The organism is Enterovibrio calviensis DSM 14347 (genome assembly GCF_000621165.1).
Taxonomy (GTDB): domain Bacteria; phylum Pseudomonadota; class Gammaproteobacteria; order Enterobacterales; family Vibrionaceae; genus Enterovibrio; species Enterovibrio calviensis.
The window spans coordinates 271371-290346 of sequence record NZ_JHZA01000008.1 but is presented as its reverse complement, the minus strand read 5'-3'; the positions used below and the strand labels follow the sequence as shown (position 1 = coordinate 290346).

At 50.0% G+C, this 18976-nt stretch carries 19 protein-coding genes; 12 read left to right on the top strand and 7 right to left on the bottom strand.

Going from position 1 to position 18976, the window contains the following annotated elements; genetic code table 11:
- Nucleotides 1-139: 139 nt before the first annotated feature.
- Together Q365_RS0108275 and Q365_RS0108270 are read right to left on the bottom strand one after the other, a co-directional pair.
- Nucleotides 140-1288 carry an iron-containing alcohol dehydrogenase gene (locus Q365_RS0108275; protein ID WP_028022901.1) on the bottom strand — a complete coding sequence of 383 codons (1149 nt, stop codon included), beginning with the start codon at nt 1286-1288 and terminating at the stop codon, nt 140-142.
- 176 nt (nt 1289-1464) lie between these two features.
- Nucleotides 1465-2712, bottom strand: a complete 1248-nt coding sequence (locus tag Q365_RS0108270) for a hypothetical protein (protein WP_028022900.1) — start codon at nt 2710-2712, stop codon at nt 1465-1467.
- 101 nt (nt 2713-2813) lie between these two features.
- Here Q365_RS0108270 and Q365_RS0108265 point away from each other — a divergent pair, with 101 nt between their 5' ends.
- Together Q365_RS0108265 and Q365_RS0108260 are read left to right on the top strand one after the other, a co-directional pair.
- The gene (locus Q365_RS0108265; RefSeq protein WP_028022899.1) at nt 2814-3839 is read left to right on the top strand and encodes a permease; all 1026 of its coding nucleotides are present in this window, start codon (nt 2814-2816) and stop codon (nt 3837-3839) included.
- A gap of 26 nt (nt 3840-3865) precedes the next feature.
- Entirely contained in the window at nt 3866-4552 is a 687-nt protein-coding gene (locus tag Q365_RS0108260) for a hypothetical protein (RefSeq protein WP_028022898.1), read from the top strand.
- 15 nt (nt 4553-4567) lie between these two features.
- Here Q365_RS0108260 and Q365_RS0108255 read toward each other — a convergent pair whose 3' ends face one another.
- Entirely contained in the window at nt 4568-4912 is a 345-nt protein-coding gene (locus tag Q365_RS0108255; RefSeq protein ID WP_028022897.1) for an ArsR/SmtB family transcription factor, read from the bottom strand.
- Nucleotides 4913-5212: 300 nt separating this feature from the next.
- Here Q365_RS0108255 and Q365_RS0108250 point away from each other — a divergent pair, with 300 nt between their 5' ends.
- From Q365_RS0108250 to Q365_RS0108215, 8 genes are all read left to right on the top strand, one after another.
- The gene (locus Q365_RS0108250; RefSeq protein WP_028022896.1) at nt 5213-5908 is read left to right on the top strand and encodes a hypothetical protein; all 696 of its coding nucleotides are present in this window, start codon (nt 5213-5215) and stop codon (nt 5906-5908) included.
- A gap of 13 nt (nt 5909-5921) precedes the next feature.
- Entirely contained in the window at nt 5922-6761 is an 840-nt protein-coding gene (locus Q365_RS0108245) for a transporter substrate-binding domain-containing protein (RefSeq protein WP_028022895.1), read from the top strand.
- Nucleotides 6762-6779: 18 nt separating this feature from the next.
- Nucleotides 6780-7721 carry an ATP-binding cassette domain-containing protein gene (locus tag Q365_RS25560; RefSeq protein ID WP_081796199.1) on the top strand — a complete coding sequence of 314 codons (942 nt, stop codon included), beginning with the start codon at nt 6780-6782 and terminating at the stop codon, nt 7719-7721.
- Nucleotides 7712-8176, top strand: coding sequence for an OsmC family protein (locus Q365_RS0108235; RefSeq protein ID WP_028022894.1), 465 nt, complete (start codon nt 7712-7714; stop codon nt 8174-8176). The genes Q365_RS25560 and Q365_RS0108235 overlap by 10 nt, the downstream gene beginning before the upstream one ends.
- A gap of 12 nt (nt 8177-8188) precedes the next feature.
- Nucleotides 8189-8995 carry a ferritin-like domain-containing protein gene (locus Q365_RS0108230; protein WP_028022893.1) on the top strand — a complete coding sequence of 269 codons (807 nt, stop codon included), beginning with the start codon at nt 8189-8191 and terminating at the stop codon, nt 8993-8995.
- 86 nt (nt 8996-9081) lie between these two features.
- The gene (locus Q365_RS0108225) at nt 9082-10182 is read left to right on the top strand and encodes an NAD-dependent epimerase/dehydratase family protein (RefSeq protein ID WP_081796196.1); all 1101 of its coding nucleotides are present in this window, start codon (nt 9082-9084) and stop codon (nt 10180-10182) included.
- Nucleotides 10175-12529 (top strand): efflux RND transporter permease subunit, encoded by a 2355-nt coding sequence (locus tag Q365_RS0108220; protein ID WP_028022891.1) that lies wholly within the window; start codon nt 10175-10177, stop codon nt 12527-12529. Before Q365_RS0108225 ends, Q365_RS0108220 begins: the two co-directional genes overlap by 8 nt.
- Nucleotide 12530: 1 nt before the next feature.
- Nucleotides 12531-13367, top strand: a complete 837-nt coding sequence (locus Q365_RS0108215) for an outer membrane lipoprotein-sorting protein (protein ID WP_211254246.1) — start codon at nt 12531-12533, stop codon at nt 13365-13367.
- Between the two features lie 31 nt (nt 13368-13398).
- Here Q365_RS0108215 and Q365_RS0108210 read toward each other — a convergent pair whose 3' ends face one another.
- Nucleotides 13399-13737 carry a hypothetical protein gene (locus Q365_RS0108210; RefSeq protein WP_028022889.1) on the bottom strand — a complete coding sequence of 113 codons (339 nt, stop codon included), beginning with the start codon at nt 13735-13737 and terminating at the stop codon, nt 13399-13401.
- 307 nt (nt 13738-14044) lie between these two features.
- Here Q365_RS0108210 and Q365_RS0108205 point away from each other — a divergent pair, with 307 nt between their 5' ends.
- Nucleotides 14045-14527, top strand: a complete 483-nt coding sequence (locus Q365_RS0108205; protein WP_028022888.1) for a YehS family protein — start codon at nt 14045-14047, stop codon at nt 14525-14527.
- A 138-nt stretch (nt 14528-14665) separates the two neighbouring features.
- Here the strand turns inward: Q365_RS0108205 and Q365_RS0108200 are convergent, their stop codons facing one another.
- Nucleotides 14666-15901 carry a DEAD/DEAH box helicase gene (locus tag Q365_RS0108200; RefSeq protein WP_028022887.1) on the bottom strand — a complete coding sequence of 412 codons (1236 nt, stop codon included), beginning with the start codon at nt 15899-15901 and terminating at the stop codon, nt 14666-14668.
- A 295-nt stretch (nt 15902-16196) separates the two neighbouring features.
- Between Q365_RS0108200 and focA the strand changes: the two genes are divergently transcribed.
- Nucleotides 16197-17039 (top strand): formate transporter FocA, encoded by an 843-nt coding sequence (gene focA, locus Q365_RS0108195; RefSeq protein ID WP_028022886.1) that lies wholly within the window; start codon nt 16197-16199, stop codon nt 17037-17039.
- A gap of 137 nt (nt 17040-17176) precedes the next feature.
- On the opposite strand, the gene Q365_RS26970 is transcribed toward focA, so the two are convergent.
- Together Q365_RS26970 and Q365_RS0108180 are read right to left on the bottom strand one after the other, a co-directional pair.
- Entirely contained in the window at nt 17177-17323 is a 147-nt protein-coding gene (locus Q365_RS26970) for a hypothetical protein (protein WP_169737848.1), read from the bottom strand.
- 464 nt (nt 17324-17787) lie between these two features.
- Nucleotides 17788-18903 (bottom strand): hybrid-cluster NAD(P)-dependent oxidoreductase, encoded by a 1116-nt coding sequence (locus Q365_RS0108180; RefSeq protein ID WP_028022885.1) that lies wholly within the window; start codon nt 18901-18903, stop codon nt 17788-17790.
- Nucleotides 18904-18976: the final 73 nt, after the last annotated feature.

The window sequence follows — 18976 nt, the reverse complement described above, 5'->3', positions numbered from 1 at the left end:
GCGGGATTCACGCTGGCTTTGCAAGGAAGAAAACGTTCTAACAAAGGGCGTTATATCAGAGGAATAAAAATGGCTGTTCGGGTTGAACAGCCATTAATGGTGCAGCGAACGAACGGGTTATTCGTCTTGGTTCTTCGTCTTACGCGATGGCGTTTTCGAGGATCTCGCGGCTGGTTTCTAAGGTGATGGATTGGTTCTCGCCCAATGCCGTCATGCCGTGCTTGGTCAGTTGTTCAATCACAGCGTTAATCGCCGTTTCTTTGTCAGTGCCGTGCGCGGTGAATTGGGTTTCTAAACCGAGTTGGTTGTAGAAGGCTTCAATGGCATCAATGGTGCGTTCTGCCAAATCATCGCCGTCTACTAGGCCAAATACATTGCGACCCATCTGTTCTAGCTTGGCGCGTTTGAACTCGATTTGGTTGCGCAGCAGTGAAGGCTGAATGATGGTGAGCGAGCGGGCGTGGTCAACGTTCCAAAGCGCAGTGAGCTCATGGCCTATCATGTGCGTTGCCCAATCGTGCAGTACGCCGCTACCAATCAAACCAAACAGTGCTTGGTTGGCACTAAACATCAAATTTTCACGCCATGCGTCGTTGTCGCGATCGTCAAATTGCTCACCCAAGGTTTTCAGGGTACGCAGCAGAGTTTCTGCATAGCCATCTTGAACCATGGTGCCCGTTGGACGCGTGATGTACTGCTCGCAGGTGTGAACCCATGCATCCGCAATGCCGTTCACCAATTGGCGCTCTGGCAGGGTTTTCATCACGTCAGGGTCGAGCACTGAAAACACAGGGCGAACACTTGGGTGCATGAACGGCAGTTTGTCTTGGGTTTCTGCTTTGGTGATCACCGCCGCTGAGTTTGATTCAGACCCGGTCGCGGGTAGCGTCAGAATTGCGCCAATTGGGAGCGCACTCTCGATGGTGTATTGGCCAGTGAGAATGTCCCAGCCGTCGCCATCATATTTTGCTGCGGCAGCCACGTATTTAGAGCCATCGACCACGGAGCCACCACCGACGGCCAAGATGAAATCCACGTTTTCTTGCTTAGCAATGGCAACCGCTTTATCCAAGGTTTCCTTGGTTGGGTTTGGTTCTACGCCTGAGAAATCGAGCCAAGTATGATCTTTGAGCGCATCACTCACTTGGTCGTAAACGCCGTTTTTCTTGATTGACCCGCCGCCGTATATCACGAGCACTTTGCTTTGCGTGGGAATTTCGCCAGTGATAGCAGCGATTTGGCCTTTGCCGAAGTGAATGGTTGCTGGGTTGGAATAGGTAAATTGCATTGTGAGCCTCATGCTTTTCTTGGCGAATGCCAGAACGATATCCTGCGCTTATCATAGTCTCGACAGCAGATAAGGTAATAGAAAATTCGTCCCGATTATTTGCCTATTTGCCTATTTGTCGGTAACGGGTCGTTATCGTTCTATAAATGGATGAGCTAACGCGCGGAGGAATGCCATCAAAAATAATAGGTGAGGGTGATTTCCCCGAAGCTATCCGGTTCTAAGCCAAAGAAAAAGTCACGAGATGCTAATGACGAGAACTCGTAAAGTGACGCTTCAAGTTCGATGTTGTCATTGAGACGATGGGTGAGTGAGATGTCGATAAGGTTTGAATCACTGTCGAGATCATGAAGCCACGATACGCTCAGGCTGGTGGAGTCGGCATTATTGAAGGAGGTGTGAACCGCCATCAAGAGGTCGTGTTGGTAGAGCGAAAGGAGTCTTTCGCCAAGGCTGTTATCACTGTATTCAGCGATCACTCTGACATCTGCAATCGAATCGAACACGCTGTAGAAACTGTATTCCGCAGACACCACCCACTGCGTTGCTGTGTCAAAATCGCCATCGATGGTGGGCGCATCAGAAACATTCAGCAATTCCAGTTTTGCCAGTAAGTCCTCACTTACCCATTGCATGTCCATGCCCACTTGCGTGGCAACGCGGTAAACGGGTGAAAATTGCCCAGCCTGTGGAACAAAAGCGGGGGAGCGGTTCACACCATGAAAGCCAATGAGCGCCACATCCATGCTGTCTGCCGAGAGGGCATAGCGCCCCGCAAAACCGGGGTAATAAGCGTCTTGATGGTCATGCCATTGTGCACTGTTTTCATTGATGTCGAACCCAGCAGTCAGGCGTTCGCTGTTATCGCGAAACCGTCGTTTGGGGGTGTAGGGGAGATAGTAAAGGGTGGCTAATCCGTCGCCGATACTGCGGTTTAGGCTTAATAGCGGTTGGCCCAGTTTCACGTCGCCGTCGAAGTCCGCACCTAGGTCGCGCTGGTTGAGAATATCAAGAATTTGCGCCCCTTCGCTTGAGCCCCAAAACACCACGTCATACCCCGCCGTGATATCCACATTGTCGGTGTAGGTGCGCAGTTGGCTTTTATAGAAGTCGAACTCGATGGTGTCGCTGCTATCGCCCCGCGCTCTGAGCGCGGGTTCGATGACCCACGTTATATCGTGCGACCCATCGACGACAAAGCGTGGTATGACAGACATGTCGGTTTGATTGCTTGGTAAGCTAGGGCGCGATTCCCAGTGGTGAAGATAGCTAAAAGAGATCTCTCCGGTTGGAGCCGCAGCCGAAGGGCTGGTTGCAAACAGCATGGCGAGACTGATCAGAAAAACGCACATTGCGTTCAGCATCCGCTGTTTCATATCCGTGTCTTTTTTCTTCTCATTATTGAGCGCTTCCATCATTTTCATCGCGTCCGACCATCTATCACAAAATATTTAATATCAACTATTCTTGATATATTGAATACTAAGTGCTTCGCGCAGAAAAGGGAAATCGAGAGGGATTACATATGTCGAGTATCGTGTCGGGGCTCATCAACTTTGGCTACAACCGAACCTTCCTAGAACCAGTATGGACGGCGTTCTTGCTGTCTTTGCTTGCCATTGCGGTGTTCGATCCGCAACAGCTTGCGGTGTCCATCGTGTTCATGGGCAACACCTTCGTTTTGATCATTCCATTCATTTTGGCGTCGTCACTGATCTATGCGTATGTCTCTGCCACGCAGGCCGATAGCTTGATTGCGGGGGCGCTTCAAGGGCGTCAAAGCGTGGTGATACTTACCGCGGCGATGTTCGGTGCGCTGTCTCCGTTCTGCTCATGCGGCGTGATCCCCTTGATTGCCGCCATGCTGGCGATGGGCGTGCCTCTTGCCCCTGTGATGGCTTTTTGGATTGCGAGCCCGGTGATTGACCCCATGATGTATCTGCTTACTGCGGGCATTGTGAGCTGGGAGTTTGCGACCATGAAAGCTCTGGGTGCGATTGTGCTCGGGCTAACTGCGGGGTGGGCGGTCTACTTCGCGCAATCCGCGGGCTACTTACTTAACCCGCTGAAGCCGTCAGTAACCGGAGATGCCACGCAGCTCGTCGCGCAAGATAAGCCAGTTTGGCGTTTCTGGCACGAAAAGGCGCGACAAGAGGTGTTCATTGAAAAGACCACCCACATCATGATGTTGTTGCTCAAATGGCTGGCGCTGGCCTTCTTGCTGGAAAGCTTGTTGGTCGCCTATGTGCCAACAGAGTGGGTAGCAGGGTCGTTCGGTGGTGATACCAACGCCCCTATTTTGTGGGCCACCGTGATTGGTGTGCCTGCCTATGTGAATGGCTATGTGGCGGTGCCTTTGGTGGCGGAATTGATCAACAAAGGCATGCAACCCGGCGCGGGTATGGCCTTCTTGATTGCGGGCGGCATTACGTCTATTCCCGCCATGATTGCGGTAGTTGCGGTGGCGCGTATTCAGGTGGTGCTGTTCTATGTGGGTGTCGCGCTGGTGGGGTCGTTCGCGTGGGGCGTGATTTATCAACTCTGGTCTTAAGCAAGCGACGATAAGTAGACGACGAAATGACAGATGAATTGATGGCGTTTCTGGCTTCGTTTGCCGCACCGCTTGCAACCACAGTGTTCTTTTTCTTCACCTCCGCCGTGTTGAGTTTGCTGTTTGCCATTGTGTATGTGCTTTTCAGCCGTAGTGGCTACCTGCCACTGTCGGCGATGTCCGAATTTCTAATTGAAGTCTCTCGCGGTGTGCCGACGGTGTTGTTTGTATTGTTGATGGGTAACTTGGGGCTTGCGCCCTATTTTTCAGGCATTGACGTAGAAGGCATTATTCCTGGGGTGGCTTACGGATTTGGCTTGGCGGCGAGTTTTATTATCGTGGGGTTGGCGTTTTCCAGCTCTGGCCATTTGGCGAGGATCATTGAAGCGGCTATTTCTACGATCAAACAGGACACGATCGATTACATGGATACCTTGCATCTCGGGGCGCTTGCGAAAGTGAGATTGATTTTCTTTGAATGTGCGCCGGCGCTTATCCCCACAGTGTCTGCGAGGCTGGTTCACCATCTACACAATACGGCGTTTATCTCAATGTTTCCGATTGCAGGTATCTTTGCCGCGATGCGAACAGGGGTGATCGAAACGGCCAAGGTGATCCCTTACCTAACGTTTGCGACCTTGCTTTTTGTGCTCTTGGGAACGGCGATACACGTTGCGGGTAATGTACTCGCCAAGCGATTGTTGACGAGGTGACGTTGCCACAGAACGTCAAGATGATTGCACGAAGCCTTCTTGGAGCTTACTGACAAGATCCGTCACCATGTCTTGTTCTTGCCCACAGCAATGCTCTAGTAAAAAGGTGAGAAGTAACCCAATGGTATCCATATTCACAAAGTAACGAATGGTTCTTCCTTCGCGCTTCCTGCGCACCAGCTTTGCATTGTACAAAATGGACAGATTCGTCGACATCGTGTTTTGACGAATACTCAGGTTGTCTGCAATTTCCCCTGATGACAGTCCTGTCTCTCCGGCTTTAATCAAAAGCCTGAATACATCCAGTCTTGTCTCTTGCGCTAAAGCGGCAAATGTTTTCGCTGATTCTTCTGAATTCATAGTTTTTATAGTTTGTGTCGTTTTATAGGATTCATTCAAGCATCTGTTTTTACACTCTATCTTGATGCCACGCAGGTCAATTTTCTAAACACATCGGAGGTGTAGATAACTGAATATTAACACGCAACCAAAGAAAACACACAGTTTCACAACCCCTTGATGCCAGTGACCATTCTTAGTGTTCTCATAATTGAAATCAAAATATCTGTATATCTTGATATAATGAATATATGAAAATATGGACGTGTACTCAGTGCTAATTTGATTACGGATTTAGTAGTCAGCAGGAGGTTTAGCTAGATGGAAGGCAGCTTTGATATTGCTCAAAAGATGTTATTTGGTCTTCCGCATGCGCAGCCAGGAGGGCTTGTTCTGACATGGTGCTTATTTCTTGTCACCATCTGTTTTTCTGTCCCCTTGTCTTATTTGCTGGTGTGCCTTTGTAGCAAAAAAATGGTGCTGCATTCGATGTCCGGCGCTTGTTTTGCACTAGTGAGAGGTATTCCTCCCTTAGTGATCATTTTTACCATTGATTACTTTCTGCCGCTGGATGCGTCGGCGAAAGGGATCATGGCGCTTACCCTCTATTCCATGTCTCACCTTGTTCCGATATTCGCCAAATACATTCACCTCTACCCCGAGAGTTTAGAGCGTGTCGAAAGCGTGCTGAAGATTGGGATCATCGCCAGATATGCCAGATTGCGAGCGCATTGGGTATTCAAAAAGAGCTTTCAGGCAATGCATACCCACTTTGTCTCTCTGTTTAAGGACACCAGTATCGTCATCCTTATTGGGTTACTCGAACTCAGTGCGCTCACCAATCTGTTAGCAAGCCGCGCATACCAGCTATCAGATTGGCTGACGATCTTTGCGATTTGCTCCGCGCTCTACTTTTTCAATGTGCAGCTCCTGAATTTTGTTGGAGATCGGCTGCGCCACTCCGTTTTTCGGTCTCACGACCGGACAACGTCACGCATCAACAATGCAATGCATTAACGAAGGAGAGTTTATGTTCCGTATGGCTTTTGGGTTCATCTGTGCAGTGTTAGTGGGCGTCTTTACCTCTGTTCAGGCGCAAGAACACACCTCTGTCATCGATCGCGTCAAGGATCGTGGCGAGCTCGTCGTGGGTATCCGTCAGGACAACCCACCGCATTCGTTTATCAATGAACAAGGTGATTGGGTTGGTTTTGATGTGGATATTGCCAACGCTGTCGCCGAGAAACTGGGCGTCAAAATGAAACGTGTCCCCGTTGATGAAATCACCCGAATTACCTATTTGCAAAACGGCAAGATTGATATGGCGGCGGCGTCCATGAGTCACACGTGGAAACGTGATGATGCGGTGGATTTCTCGCAAACCTATTTTTGGTCAGCCCAGACCTTTCTGGTGCGAAAAGACGGAGCGAAAAATCTCAAAGATTTAGTGGGGAAGAAAGTCGGTATGAACCGTGGCAGTCACTCAGTGGGTAACTGGAAAAAGTGGTTGGAAAAGAACGGCTACGAAGTGAATGAAGAAGACATCATTGAGTTTGGCAACAAGCAGATTGCTATGAATGCCGTGTTGTCAGGAAAAATCGCAGGCTGGGCAGAAGATGCCGAAGTGCTGGCTAACTACGCCAAGCCCAACCCTGAACTCACCGTATTAAGTGGCGAAGCCATAGGCATGAAACAAGATGGTCTCGGTGTTATCGAGAACGATAGCAAGATGCGTGACGCCATCAACCATGCCCTACAGCAGATCGAATCGAGCGGAGAATACCTCCCGATTTATAACCGCTGGTTTGGACCTGATAGCGATACCCCAGTGCCACTCGATAAGCGCATTGAAGTATGGCCGGGCGGCTAGACGGAAGGAGGATTAAGTATGTTGATTGATCGCAGCTTGTGTATCCCAGATCCGTCGCAACCCGCTTTGTGTCTGACCGATGCCAAGGTGGAGATCGCGCCGCCAACCGGTACGCATTTCTGGGGACAGTGGTTTGCTCGTGAAACGGCACAAGAACATGTGTCTGTGCTCAATGGCGTCAACCTCACTGTGCCTGCAGGTGCGTGGTACATGCTGGTCGGGCCGAGTGGTTGTGGTAAGTCCACCTTGCTGAGTGTGCTGAACAATCTTACGCCGCTTTCGAGCGGTCAGGCGATGAAATTTGGTGTTCCTGTGGATTGCTGGGGGCGCAAATGGGAATGCTGCCCAGGTACGAGAACGGGAACCGTGTTTCAGACGCCGGCCTTATTTGATCAGCTCACGGCGCTTGAAAATGTCTGCATGGGTTTTGAGTGTCGTGAGAAATGCACGACACAGGAAAAACATGACAAAGCGTTGCTGGTCATGGAGGCGCTCGACGTGGCTCGTTTTGCCCTCCGCTTTCCGAGTGAGTTATCGGGAGGGCAACAACAACGTATTTCTATCGCACGCGCCTTGGTGGGCGATCCTGATCTTCTGTTGATGGATGAACCACTGTCGGCGCTCGATGAAGCCAATGCCCGCATTGTGAATCAGTTGCTCTTAGAGCGACAGCAAGCGGGCACCACGATTTTGATGGCGTCTCACCGTTTGGGTGAATGCCTCGAAGCCTGCTCCGCCAAAGTTGAAATGGACGCTGGCGTAGTGACCTCTGTGGATGTGTGTAACTTTTTGCCAAAAGACTCGCTGCCAAAAGACTCGCCAAAACATCCACCCAATGACTCGGCACAACATTCGCCAAGTTCAGGGCTAGGAGACTTGCCGCAAGACGTGCCTCAAACCGCAGAGATTTCGAAATCTGACGCTCTTAAACCAACAAGGAATGCAAGTGTATGGAACTAAAGTCGCAAGATGTCAGGCTGTTCGATGTGCAACTGACTTATCAAACGGATTACCAGTTTAAAAACGTCGCCAGTGAGCATGGCAATCAGGCAGGCGACCCTTACATGAGTGACGAACCGGACCCTGTTGGTAACAACAGCGGGCCGTCTACACCGGCCTTGCTGGGAAGTGCTGTTGGGCATTGTCTATCGGCGTCGTTGCTCGAACATATGCGCTTTCATGGCGCACGCACTGATGAGGGATGCATCGTGACGGATGCAGAAATTACGGTGCACAAAGGCGATGAGGGATACCCCCGCATCCGTGAAATCAATGTGACGATAAGGGCGAATGACGGCGGAAAACTCAGCAGTCAAAATCGCGCTTCCATAGAGCGGAATTTCAAAAAGCACTGCACTGTCTCTGCTTCTTTGTCTCCGGCTTTCCCTATCAACGTCACTGTTGAATGGACATGAAGGAGAGATTAAGTGTCAAACATTCTTACTGAAACCCAACGCGTTCAGAGCCAAGCGTATAAAGACCTTTTGGCTTACGTGGTCACCAACACGATCTCCGGTGAGATCATGGCGGTGAACAATTACACCACTATGGTGCCTTTGATTGATGACGTGGATGAAAAAATCCATGTGGTTAAACAGGCAAGGGACGAGGGCGGCCACGTTAACGCGCTTTCGAAACTTGCGGTGCATGTGGATTTCCCAACCATGAAGGGCATGGTTGAGCCCCAGTGGAAAGAGATTGGCCGTTTCGTAAAAGAGCGTGCTAGAGAAGGGGATTTGACCGCCTGCATTATCGCGCAGGACATCATGGTTGAAACCTTTGCCACCGTGGCTTACACCGCACTGCAACGCAACACCGACAAACACACGCGTAGCCTTGCTGCCAGTATCTATCTTGAAGAAGTGGCTCACTTGCAACATGGCGTCGACCAAATTCATCGCATGCTCGATAACGATGCGGAAGATGTTCACCGTGCGTTTGAAATGGCCCACAAAGCGGTCATGCCAGCCATGATGAGCATGGTGAATTACAACTGCTTTAGCCTCTGTGACGAGTTGAAAATCAAGTGTTCGACGGTGTCGCTCGGTGTGATTGAGCAAGATTTGGATCAACTGCGTATCGACGCTATCGACACCTATATGGAGAAAATCGATCGCATCGGATTAGATCCAAATCGTGTTGCCCCATTGTTTTCATCGCTCGTGGACGATGACCCTTCTAAATGGCAACCGAAAAACAAAGATGATATCTCAGGGATCAGTTGCTGCCATTGATGGCGAAACTCGGGCGAAGCGCGAGCTTCGCCCACTTCAACTTAGCCTAGCTAAGCTTGGCCCAACACAAACAAGGATGAACCTGCATGCGTATTCTCGTTCTCGGTGCAAATGGTTACGTGGGGCGCTTGGTGTCTGCGGCCATTGTAATGGAAGCCAATCACCAAATTGTTCTGGCATCGCGAAGCCCAGACTCTTTTGAAACCTTGATAAAGGACATCGTGCATCTCGCAAAGGATACGTTGGCGGCATCAGAGGAAGCACTAACACTGACTGACAGTGAGTTGGCATCCCTGTTCGATACTGTGTGCTTTAACGACACACTGTTTGATGCGCCTGAAGTTGAAGGTGTGGACATGGTGATCAATTGCATTGGTTCGGTGGAGTACTTCAATGAAGAAAACCTCCAAGCCGTGAATGTGGAACTCACACGCTGGATACTCGAAAAGTCGAAAGCGAACGGGATCAAGAAACACATCTACATATCTACTGCCTTTGCCCCTGCTGTTAGCGACGGTCAGATAGAAGAGCGAATTTATGGCGATGAAGGGGACGACCCAACGCTTTACACCCAAACCAAACGCAATGCCGAGCGTCAGGTGGCGGAATCGGGTCTCGACTACCTTATCGTTCGTCCTTCTGTTGTGATTGGCGACAGCCGCACCGGACACTACGCCGGAAAGCGCTACGGGATATACCAACTGTGGGATGGCGCCAAGCGCTTACTCCCTGAAAAAATCGGTGTGATGCGCCTTGCTTGCCCTGATGGGCAGATGAACTTCTTGCACCAAGATGCGCTGATTGAAGTGATGCGCTTTGTGCTGCGCCATCCGATTGAAAACAACATCATCAACCTGGTATCTGATTCCTCATTAGCGCCCACAATGGAAGATTTGTGGTCGTTACTGTTTCAAGAAATTGGCCAACCTGAGCACCTTGAATGGGCAGCCAGCAACGATACCCTTGACTATCGTGGCCTCTCCCCAAGAGTGCGAGCGTTTAACGCGTTTTGTCGCACCAACTTAGAAATTGCCAGCCGTAAATGGACCTTCGACCGTTCCACGATTAATGCCATGAAGGCACAAGGAATGCCATTTGCCGAGGCGTTGTTGCCGAGCATCGGCGTGTGTCAGGCGCATTATATGTGGCTGTACAACGAGAATAAGGGACGTGTATTTAATGAATAATGTGACCACCAAAGTATCGAGTTTTGAGCAGTTTCTCATTCGGTTGGTTTCATCCGTACTCGCTCGTCCCAAGTTAACGCTGATCATTGTTTTAGGCGCGATATTCGCCCTCGCGGGAGGGTTGGCAACGCTGGAAGTGAACAATTCAGCCCGTGTGTTTCTTGCGGTGGGTTCTCCCGAAAAAGTCGCTTTGGATGAGTTAGAAGCTAACTACTCCAAAGACGAAAATGTCATGTTTGTGGTGGTTCCTCCTGACGGCGAATCCTCCACTAGCCCCAAAACGCTGACGCTCGTCCGTGAATTAACCGATGAGTTGTGGCAATCCCCCTATGCGCGAAAAGTCACTTCCTTGGCTAACTTCATTGACCCGGTCGCCGATGCAGACGGCGGCGGCATGGTGGTCGATGACTTGGTGATGAGTGGGGAAGAAGGAAGCGCAGAAACGCAGGAAACCTTGTCTCGGTTTTTTGAAGAGCGGCCTGACGTTATCGGCAACTTGGTCGCCAAAGAAGGCAACGCCACCACAGTATTTTTAACGGTAGCCATGTCCAGCCAAGACCTGCTCGCCGTGAAAAAAGTCGCGCTGCATGCACGTGAACTCCAGCAGGCATATCTTGAGAAATACCCTGACTACCAAATTTACCTTACGGGTTTGGTGATGCTGGATTATGCGCTCAATGAAGCCAGCGACACTGATTCGGGATCACTCGTTCCCATCATGATTGTGTTGGTTTTAGTGCTGATCGGCGCATTGTTCCGCGCGTTCGTGCCACCTTTGATTGCGTTGATGGTGATCCTTCTGAGTATTCTTGCATCCGTCGGCGCGGTGGCATGGGCGGGGATACAGCTCAATACCGCATCAGGAGCCGCGCCGCTGATCATCCTCGTGTTGGCGGTCGCCAACGTGGTCCACATCATGACCAAGACATATCAACTGCGTCATGCCATGCCAAATTCAAACCCGCAGACCATCATTCTGGCTGCGATGGCGTACAACGTCGTTCCTCTGTCGCTGACCAATCTCACGACGTTTGTGGGTTTCATCAGCCTGAACTTTTCTGATGTTGTGCCGTTTGGCGAGCTGGGAACCATCGCTGCGCTGGGGGTGTTAACCAGCTTGGTGGTCAATCTGACCATTACGCCCGTGGTGCTTCAGGCGTGGTTATCCCGTCGTAAAAAGCCCTTGGCTCGTTTGCCAAACGTGCATTTTGGTCGCCTAGCCGAGCGAGTGTGTGCGAATGCGCGTTGGATCTTGTTTGTGTTCGGATCGCTCGGGATCACGGCCTTGCTGGGTTTGCAGTTGATCACCTTCAATGACAATTTTGTCGAGTACTTTGATGATCGCAATGCCTTCCGCGGGCAGACTGATCTCGTGCAAGAGCATTGGGGCGGCATGGGGTTAATTGAATACTCCTTTGACGCGCCAACTGGCAAAACAGTGGCGGATTTGGCTTACTTGGAACAAGTCGATGGGTTTGCGAATTGGCTTCGCCAGCAGCCACATGTGAATGCGGTGATTGCATTGCCCGACCACTTAGCAAGATTGAATCAAGCCTTCAATAATCTCGACACGCCAACGCTGGCGGACGACCCATATCTCTCGTCACAGCTATTAACCACCTATGAAATATCTGCGCCGTACGGCCACAGTCTCACGGATCGGGTCACCCCAGATTATGTGTCTTCTCGCCTGTCCGTGATGACAGATAACCTATCCTCAGCGGAAACCATTGAGATTGAAAAGGCCGCAGAGGAATGGATGCAGCAAAACGCCCCATTGCTTTCAGGCACATCAGGAACGGGGTTGTCGCTGGCTTTTGCGTATGTGTCTGAGCGCAACAGTATGTCGATGTTGCTGGGTAACTTAACCACCATCGTTACTATCTCGTTTTTGCTGTTATTGGCGTGGCGTTCATGGTCGATGGGGGTGTTTAGCCTGATCCCTAATTTACTGCCTATCATGATCGTGCTGGGTATGTGGGGTTACTTTGTCGGCGAGATCAATTTGGCGGTCTCTGTCGTCGGGGCCATGGTCATGGGGATCGTGGTTGATGACACCGTATACATATTGACGAAATATCAGGAATCGCGAAAACAGGGCGCATCCGTTGAGCAAGCGGTGATTGATGTTTACTCGGGCGTCGGGCTTGCGTTGATCACCACCACCGTAGTGATTGCATTGGGTTTCGCGGTGATGGCGACATCAAGCTTTGCCATCAATGCCAATCTTGGTTTGCTGGCACTCGGCGTGGTGATTGTGGCGTTACTTTACGATTTTCTGTTTATTCCGGCGCTGCTGATCACGTTCAATCATGCATTTCAACGACACACGGCTCAGGAGGTTTAGCATGGAAAAGACAATTCCTTTTGTACTGTCAGCACTTTTGTTTACGTCGCCTTTAGTGTTTACGTCAACATTGTTGTTTACGTCGCCATTAATGGCGGCAAGCAATGACGCAGAAAAAGGGCGAGAAATCGCCGAGAAAATGGACCAATCGTATTCTGGTTATGGCACGTCTAGCGCTGATGGAGAAATGGTGCTTTATCTTGGCAATCGCGAAGTGAAGCGCTCGTTTCGAAGCCTGACGTTGGAAGATTTGGATAACTCGCCCTCGGAATACAATGTGCTGGTGTTTGAATCCCCCGGTGACATGAGAGGCATTGCATTGCTCACCCACGCGAGAACCGAGCCTGTTGACGATAACCAATGGCTGTATCTCCCAGCAGCGTCGCGAACCAAACGGATCTCCAGTTCTAATGTGTCAGGCAAATTCGTGTCGTCTGAGTTTTCTTATGAAGATCTGGCGAAGCAGGAAGTGGACGAATACACCTACCAGTGGCTCGCGACAGAACCTTGTCCGAACAGCGATTTGACCTGTGAGGTGATTGAGACCTACCCAAAAAACAAAAACTCGGGCTACACCAAGCGCGTGATTTGGGTAGACACGGACGAGAACCGGGCGCAGAAAGTGGCTTTTTATAACCGTCATGGCGTGCATGAAAAAACGCTGCTGTTGTCAGATTACACCTTGCCGGACAATGGGCGTTGGCGACCACTGACGCTGGATATGGAGAACGCGCTAAATGGCCGAAGAACCGTGATGACATGGTCGAATTATCAGTTTGGCGAAACGCTCAAAAAGAACGACTTCAAAAGCCAGAGACTGCAGACCATGTCGCGCTAGCGAGGTGCTTATCGGCTGGTGAATGGGCGTATCAGTGACCCATATATTGATCGATAAGCGTTTCGAGTTTGCCTTCCAGCGCTGCCTCAAAATCGTCCAAGCTTTGATCTAAGCTAGAGAGGTATTTGGCCGCTTGCCCTTGGGTCATTTTCTTGCCGAGCACGTTGAACTGCATCTCTGGGAGGCTTTTGTCATTCCGGGGCACAACATTCAGTGCGATGTGGTCTGTGTTTAGCGCCTGCATTTCTTGAGCAATGTATTCACAAAAGTCGTCTATTTTATCTGCCCCTTGTGGCCCTAGGCACCCAGGTTCAAGACGACAAATCACGCTCAATTTCATGTTATCCGGTACTGCAGACGTGTTTCCCATACAAAAGACTCCAAAGTGGTGGGATGTTCATGGATAAAAAAAGCATAACCCACAATGGAAAGACTCGCTGGTTTTGTCCATTAATGAGGTACTTGCTGTTGGTTGCTTGGGTTTATACCCCATGTTACACGCCGCAATGACGGTGATGGGACAGGGTGAACACATATACCCAAACAACCTGAATCCTGCATCTTCAGGTTGCTTGGGTATAACTATCCATTGGGAGGAAATGTGATTTCTGTTACACTTCTCGCCTCTCCAGTAAGTCGTGTTGATTACACTGGATTACCTAACACTAGGATTCGTTTTGACCAATAATGATATTTTGCGTCGTATTCGTTACGCGTTTGATTTTAAAGATAAAGCAGTCGTTGAAATTTTTGCTCTTGCTGACGTTGCTGTCACGCAAGACCAAGTGGTTGCTTGGTTGAAGAAAGATGAAGACGCAGCATTCGTAAAAATGAACGCTGTTGAACTGTCTTCATTCTTGAATGGCCTGATCAACCTAAAACGCGGTAAGCGCGAAGGCGAGCAACCTAAACCAGAAGCGCGTTTGAGCAACAACATGGTGTTCCAAAAGCTGCGTATTGCGTTGAATCTTAAAGCCGAAGATATCTTAGACATCTTGGCGTTGGTGAATTTCAACATTAGCAAGCATGAGCTGAGTGCGTTTTTCCGTAAACCGGACAACAAACACTACCGTGAATGTAAAGACCAGATTCTGCGCAACTTCTTGACGGGTGTTCAGCGTCAACTGCGCCCAGATGATGTGACCGAATACGCTGAGTAATCGCAAGACATTGTCTTAAGCATTGCTGATGTATTGACGGGATTACCGTGATAATCAGCCAAAACAAAGCCCGACTCGATCGGGCTTTGTTGTATATGGGCATCCGTGAAACACACCGTGGTTAGGTGGGATGGGCGCTTACGGCTTCTTCGGTGCGAACTGTTTGATGCTGCGTTTAGTGTTGCTGCGGCGGTTGGCTTTTTTGTCTCGCGGTGCGCGCTTACGTTCGCCGCTGGCTACAGCTTCTGCTGGCTTATCAGTCACAGGGAAGCCTTCTAGCTCGTTTAAAGCCAGTTCACGGCCTGTCAGTTGGCGAATCGCCGTGAGTGCATCTTGCTCGCCATGGCAGACCAACGACAGGGCAAGGCCATTCTCGCCCGCGCGGGCAGTGCGTCCTACACGGTGTATATAAACAGGCGCATTGGGTGGCAGATCCGCGTTGATCACCACAGGCAAGGCATCAATGTGAATGCCGCGTGACAGTAAGTCAGTGGAAACCAGCACGGTAATATTGCCCGCTTTGAAGTCTGCCAATGTCTGTTCTCGTGCCGCTTGATCTTTGTCACCGTGTAACGCGGCAACCGACACGCCCGCTTTGGCCACTTTCTTGGCCAAGGCATCAGCCGCATTGCGCTCACCCACAAACACCAAGACTTGCTTCCAACCATGTTGCTTGATGAGGGCAATCAATGCCTGCGCTTTGCTGCCTTTGTTGACCAAATACAGGCGCTCTTCAATCTCATCCACCACGCTGTTCTTCTCATCCGCTTCGATACGAACAGGTTTAAACAGCAATGCCAGTGCCGCCGCTTCAAGCGCTGCGGGCAGGGTGGCTGAAAACAACAAGGTTTGCCGCTTGGCTGGCATGGCGGCAATAATGCGCTGCACATCTGGCCAGAACCCCATTTCTAACAAGCGGTCTGCTTCATCCAATACCAAATGCTTCACATCAGTCAGTGTCACATGTTTCTGGTTAATGAAGTCCAGCAAACGACCGGGTGTGGCCACCACTATTTGAGGGTGCGCGGCGAGTGCTGCTATTTGCTGTTCTGGCTCAACGCCACCGCATAGCGTAATGACATTAATGCCCATCGCTGCGCTGATCGCTTGCAACGCTTGAGTGACCTGTATCGCCAGTTCTCGCGTTGGCACAAGGACCACGCTTTGAATGTTGGGATTATTGCTCTCCGTGCGCTGGAGCAGGGGTAGGCCAAAAGCCAGTGTCTTACCGCTACCTGTTTGAGCCATGGCAAGCATATCGCTTCCCGCTAGCGCAACGGGAATGGCCTCACGCTGGATCCGCGTTGGTGAAGAAAGATGGCTTGGCAATGCATTCAGCAAAGCAGGGGTCAGGTTCAGCGCAGAAAAGGTCATGGGCATTCACGGTTAGAGGTCAAAGTGACAAGGCGCGGAGTCTACCAGTGTGTTGTCAGAAGTTGTACCGAAAAGCGGAAGGAGATGAAGGAATATCGTTGCAAAAAGCTTATGGGTATACGTTGCAATAGTGAGGCATTTTTGTGCAGTTGTCTGTTTATTCGATAGCTTCTGTTTTGTGATAACGGTTGCATGTATGCAAACATAAATTGCTCAACAAAATAGCCCTTGAAAATCGGCGGGAAAGGAGAGATTATCCGCGCCCTCCGTGTTTCTTACTAAGTGCTATTGTACTATGAACTTTACTCAGTTTGATTCGTTACCCCCTCCTCAGATTGCTGAAAGAGCGGCGGAAATTGGCGTTGCTAAGGCAACAAAAGATCCGGCGAAATCTTTTCTTCTGGCTATTTCTGCCGGTATCCATATCGGTATTGCATTTATCTTTTATACCACAGTCACCACAGGGGCAGGTGACATGCCTTGGGGCATGACACGCTTCGTCGGTGGGTTGGCATTTAGCCTTGGCCTTATCTTAGTGATCATTACCGGTGGCGAGCTTTTCACAAGTTCGGTTCTCACATTGGTGGCGCGAGCCAGTGGTAAGATTACCTGGAGTGCCTTGTTTAAAAACTGGGCGGTGGTGTACGCGGGCAACCTCGTAGGGGCTGTTTTGCTGGTGGTGTGTATGCTCATTGCCAAGCAATACATGTTCGATAACGGGCAAGTGGGCATTAACGCCATGAGGATTGCAGAGCACAAGCTGCATCATGGTTTCTTGCAAGCTGTCGCGCTGGGCATCATGTGTAATGTGCTGGTGTGTATTGCAGTTTGGATGACCTACAGCGGTCGCACGCTGACAGATAAAATCGTGGTGATGATTCTTCCTGTGGCGATGTTTGTGTCTGCGGGCTTTGAGCACTGCATTGCGAACATGTTCCAAGTGCCAATGGCGATTGGGATTAAGTATTTCGCCCCAGAGTCTTTTTGGCAGATGACGGGCATGAACATTGCCGATTTTGCTGACTTAAGCATGATGACGTTTGTGGTGAATAACCTGATACCCGTGACGTTAGGGAACATTATTGGCGGCGGTTTGTTCGTGGGCATGTGGTATTGGATGATTTACCTGCGCGATTAATATCACTAGGCCGCGCAACCGAATGGTTGTGTGTACTGTACAGATACAACGAAGAAGGCCAATGGCAAATGCCATTGGCCTTTTTTGTTGCTCGAAGGTCGAGGTCGAAGCGACAAAAGTTGAGGAGATAGGGCTCTTTAGTTGGTCGAGCCGCTATCGTCTTTCTTCATTTGGCATTCAGGGGCTTCAGAACCCTCCGGACAGTCGGGCGCGGTTTCGCTAGCTAATGCCATGCCTGAAAATAGAACCGCAAACGCTAACATCATTGTTTTCAACATATTCATGGATCGTTCTCCTTTTCCTTTGGAATCTTGGGTTAAGTTTTTTGCTGCAGCCCATACACTTTGGTTCAATCGACAGGGGGGAATGTTAGCGTTCGGTAATGGTTGTGTTAGGCGAAAATGGAGTCCAATTAAGTAGACGATCGTTGTTAAAATGCATGAAGGAATGCACATGGAAAAATGCCTGAAACTGGAAGCGGTATTCGGTTTTTTGTTAACAGCTCGAAATCGTGCGCCACGTGCAAAGAAATAGTTTTAGGAAGCATCGATTAAAAAGCGCCTGTTAAACGGACTTAGTAAAAAGGACTCAGTGAAAAAGACTTGGTAAAATGAACCAGTGAAAGAGAAAGTGCTAGGAAGAAAACCAAAGGATGAAAAGCGGGTGAGCAGCGACATGAACATGCCGCTGGTTAATGGTTAATTTTTGATCGTGCTTATGCCGCTAATGATGGCAGAAGCTAGCGTGATTAGGTTTCAATAGAGACATCTTTAATAGGGGAGCTGCAGCAACTCAGGATGTAACCTTCTTCGATTTCATCTTCACTGATCCCGCCATTGTGTTCCATGTTTACTTCACCTGACAGCAAACGTACTTTGCAAGAACCACAGATCCCCATGCCACAGGCTTTAGGGACATGAATGCCCAGCTTGGCACTGGCAGCATGAATGGTCTCACTTTCACTGACGGTGACTGCCATGCCTTCATCAACAAACTCGACGGCAAACCCTGTGCTTGGTTGTTCATCGGCAATCAGTGCTTGTTCAGCGGACTCTTCTGCATCTTCAATTGCATCCGGCGGTGTTTCTCCAAAGCTCTCTTCATGGTAGCGACTCATGTCGTAACCAAGGTCAAGCAGCATGGTGCGCACTGCTTTCATGTAAGGCTCTGGTCCACAGCAGTATACTTCGCGCTGCAAGACGTCAGGGGCAATTAACAACAGTAGAGCTTGGGTGAGAAAGCCTCGGTAGCCGTGCCAGCTTTCACCAATGTCATAGCGCTCGCAAATGATGCTGAGTTCGAAGTTATCAATGCGTGAAGCTATCAGTTCGAGTTCTTTGAGAAAGATGATGTCTTTGGGAGTTTGGGCACTGTGAACAAACTTCATGTTCACTGCACCATTGGTGTCATACCACCAACGCGCCATCGACATCACGGGTGTGATCCCCACGCCCCCAGATAAGAACAGCGCTTTGTCCGTCGGGAAGTCGATGCAATTGAAATTGCCGATTGGGCCATGCACTGCCAGTTCATCATCAACGCGCAAGTTATCGTGCAGCCAGTTGGAAACTTGACCGTTCTTAACGCGTTTTACGGTAATGGAAAAGCTATAGGGCACAGAAGGCGACGAAGACATGGTGTAGCTACGCATCACTTGCTCGTCATCGATGAGCAATTCTAAGGTGACAAACTGTCCCGGCTTAAAGAAGAGCAACATCGGCGTTTGGCTGACAAAACAGAAGGTTTTTACGTCATGGGTTTCTTGTATGATTTTGACACATCGCACCAAATGGCGCCCGTTGGACCATGTTTGGGTGGTCACTGGGTTGAGGCTATTTTCTGCGTTTGTGTCCATTTCACTCATTGCCATCGTCCCCAAGTTGCGCGTGCTAGTCGCGAGTCTTCATCCATGCTGTTTTCGCTGCTCGATGACTCAT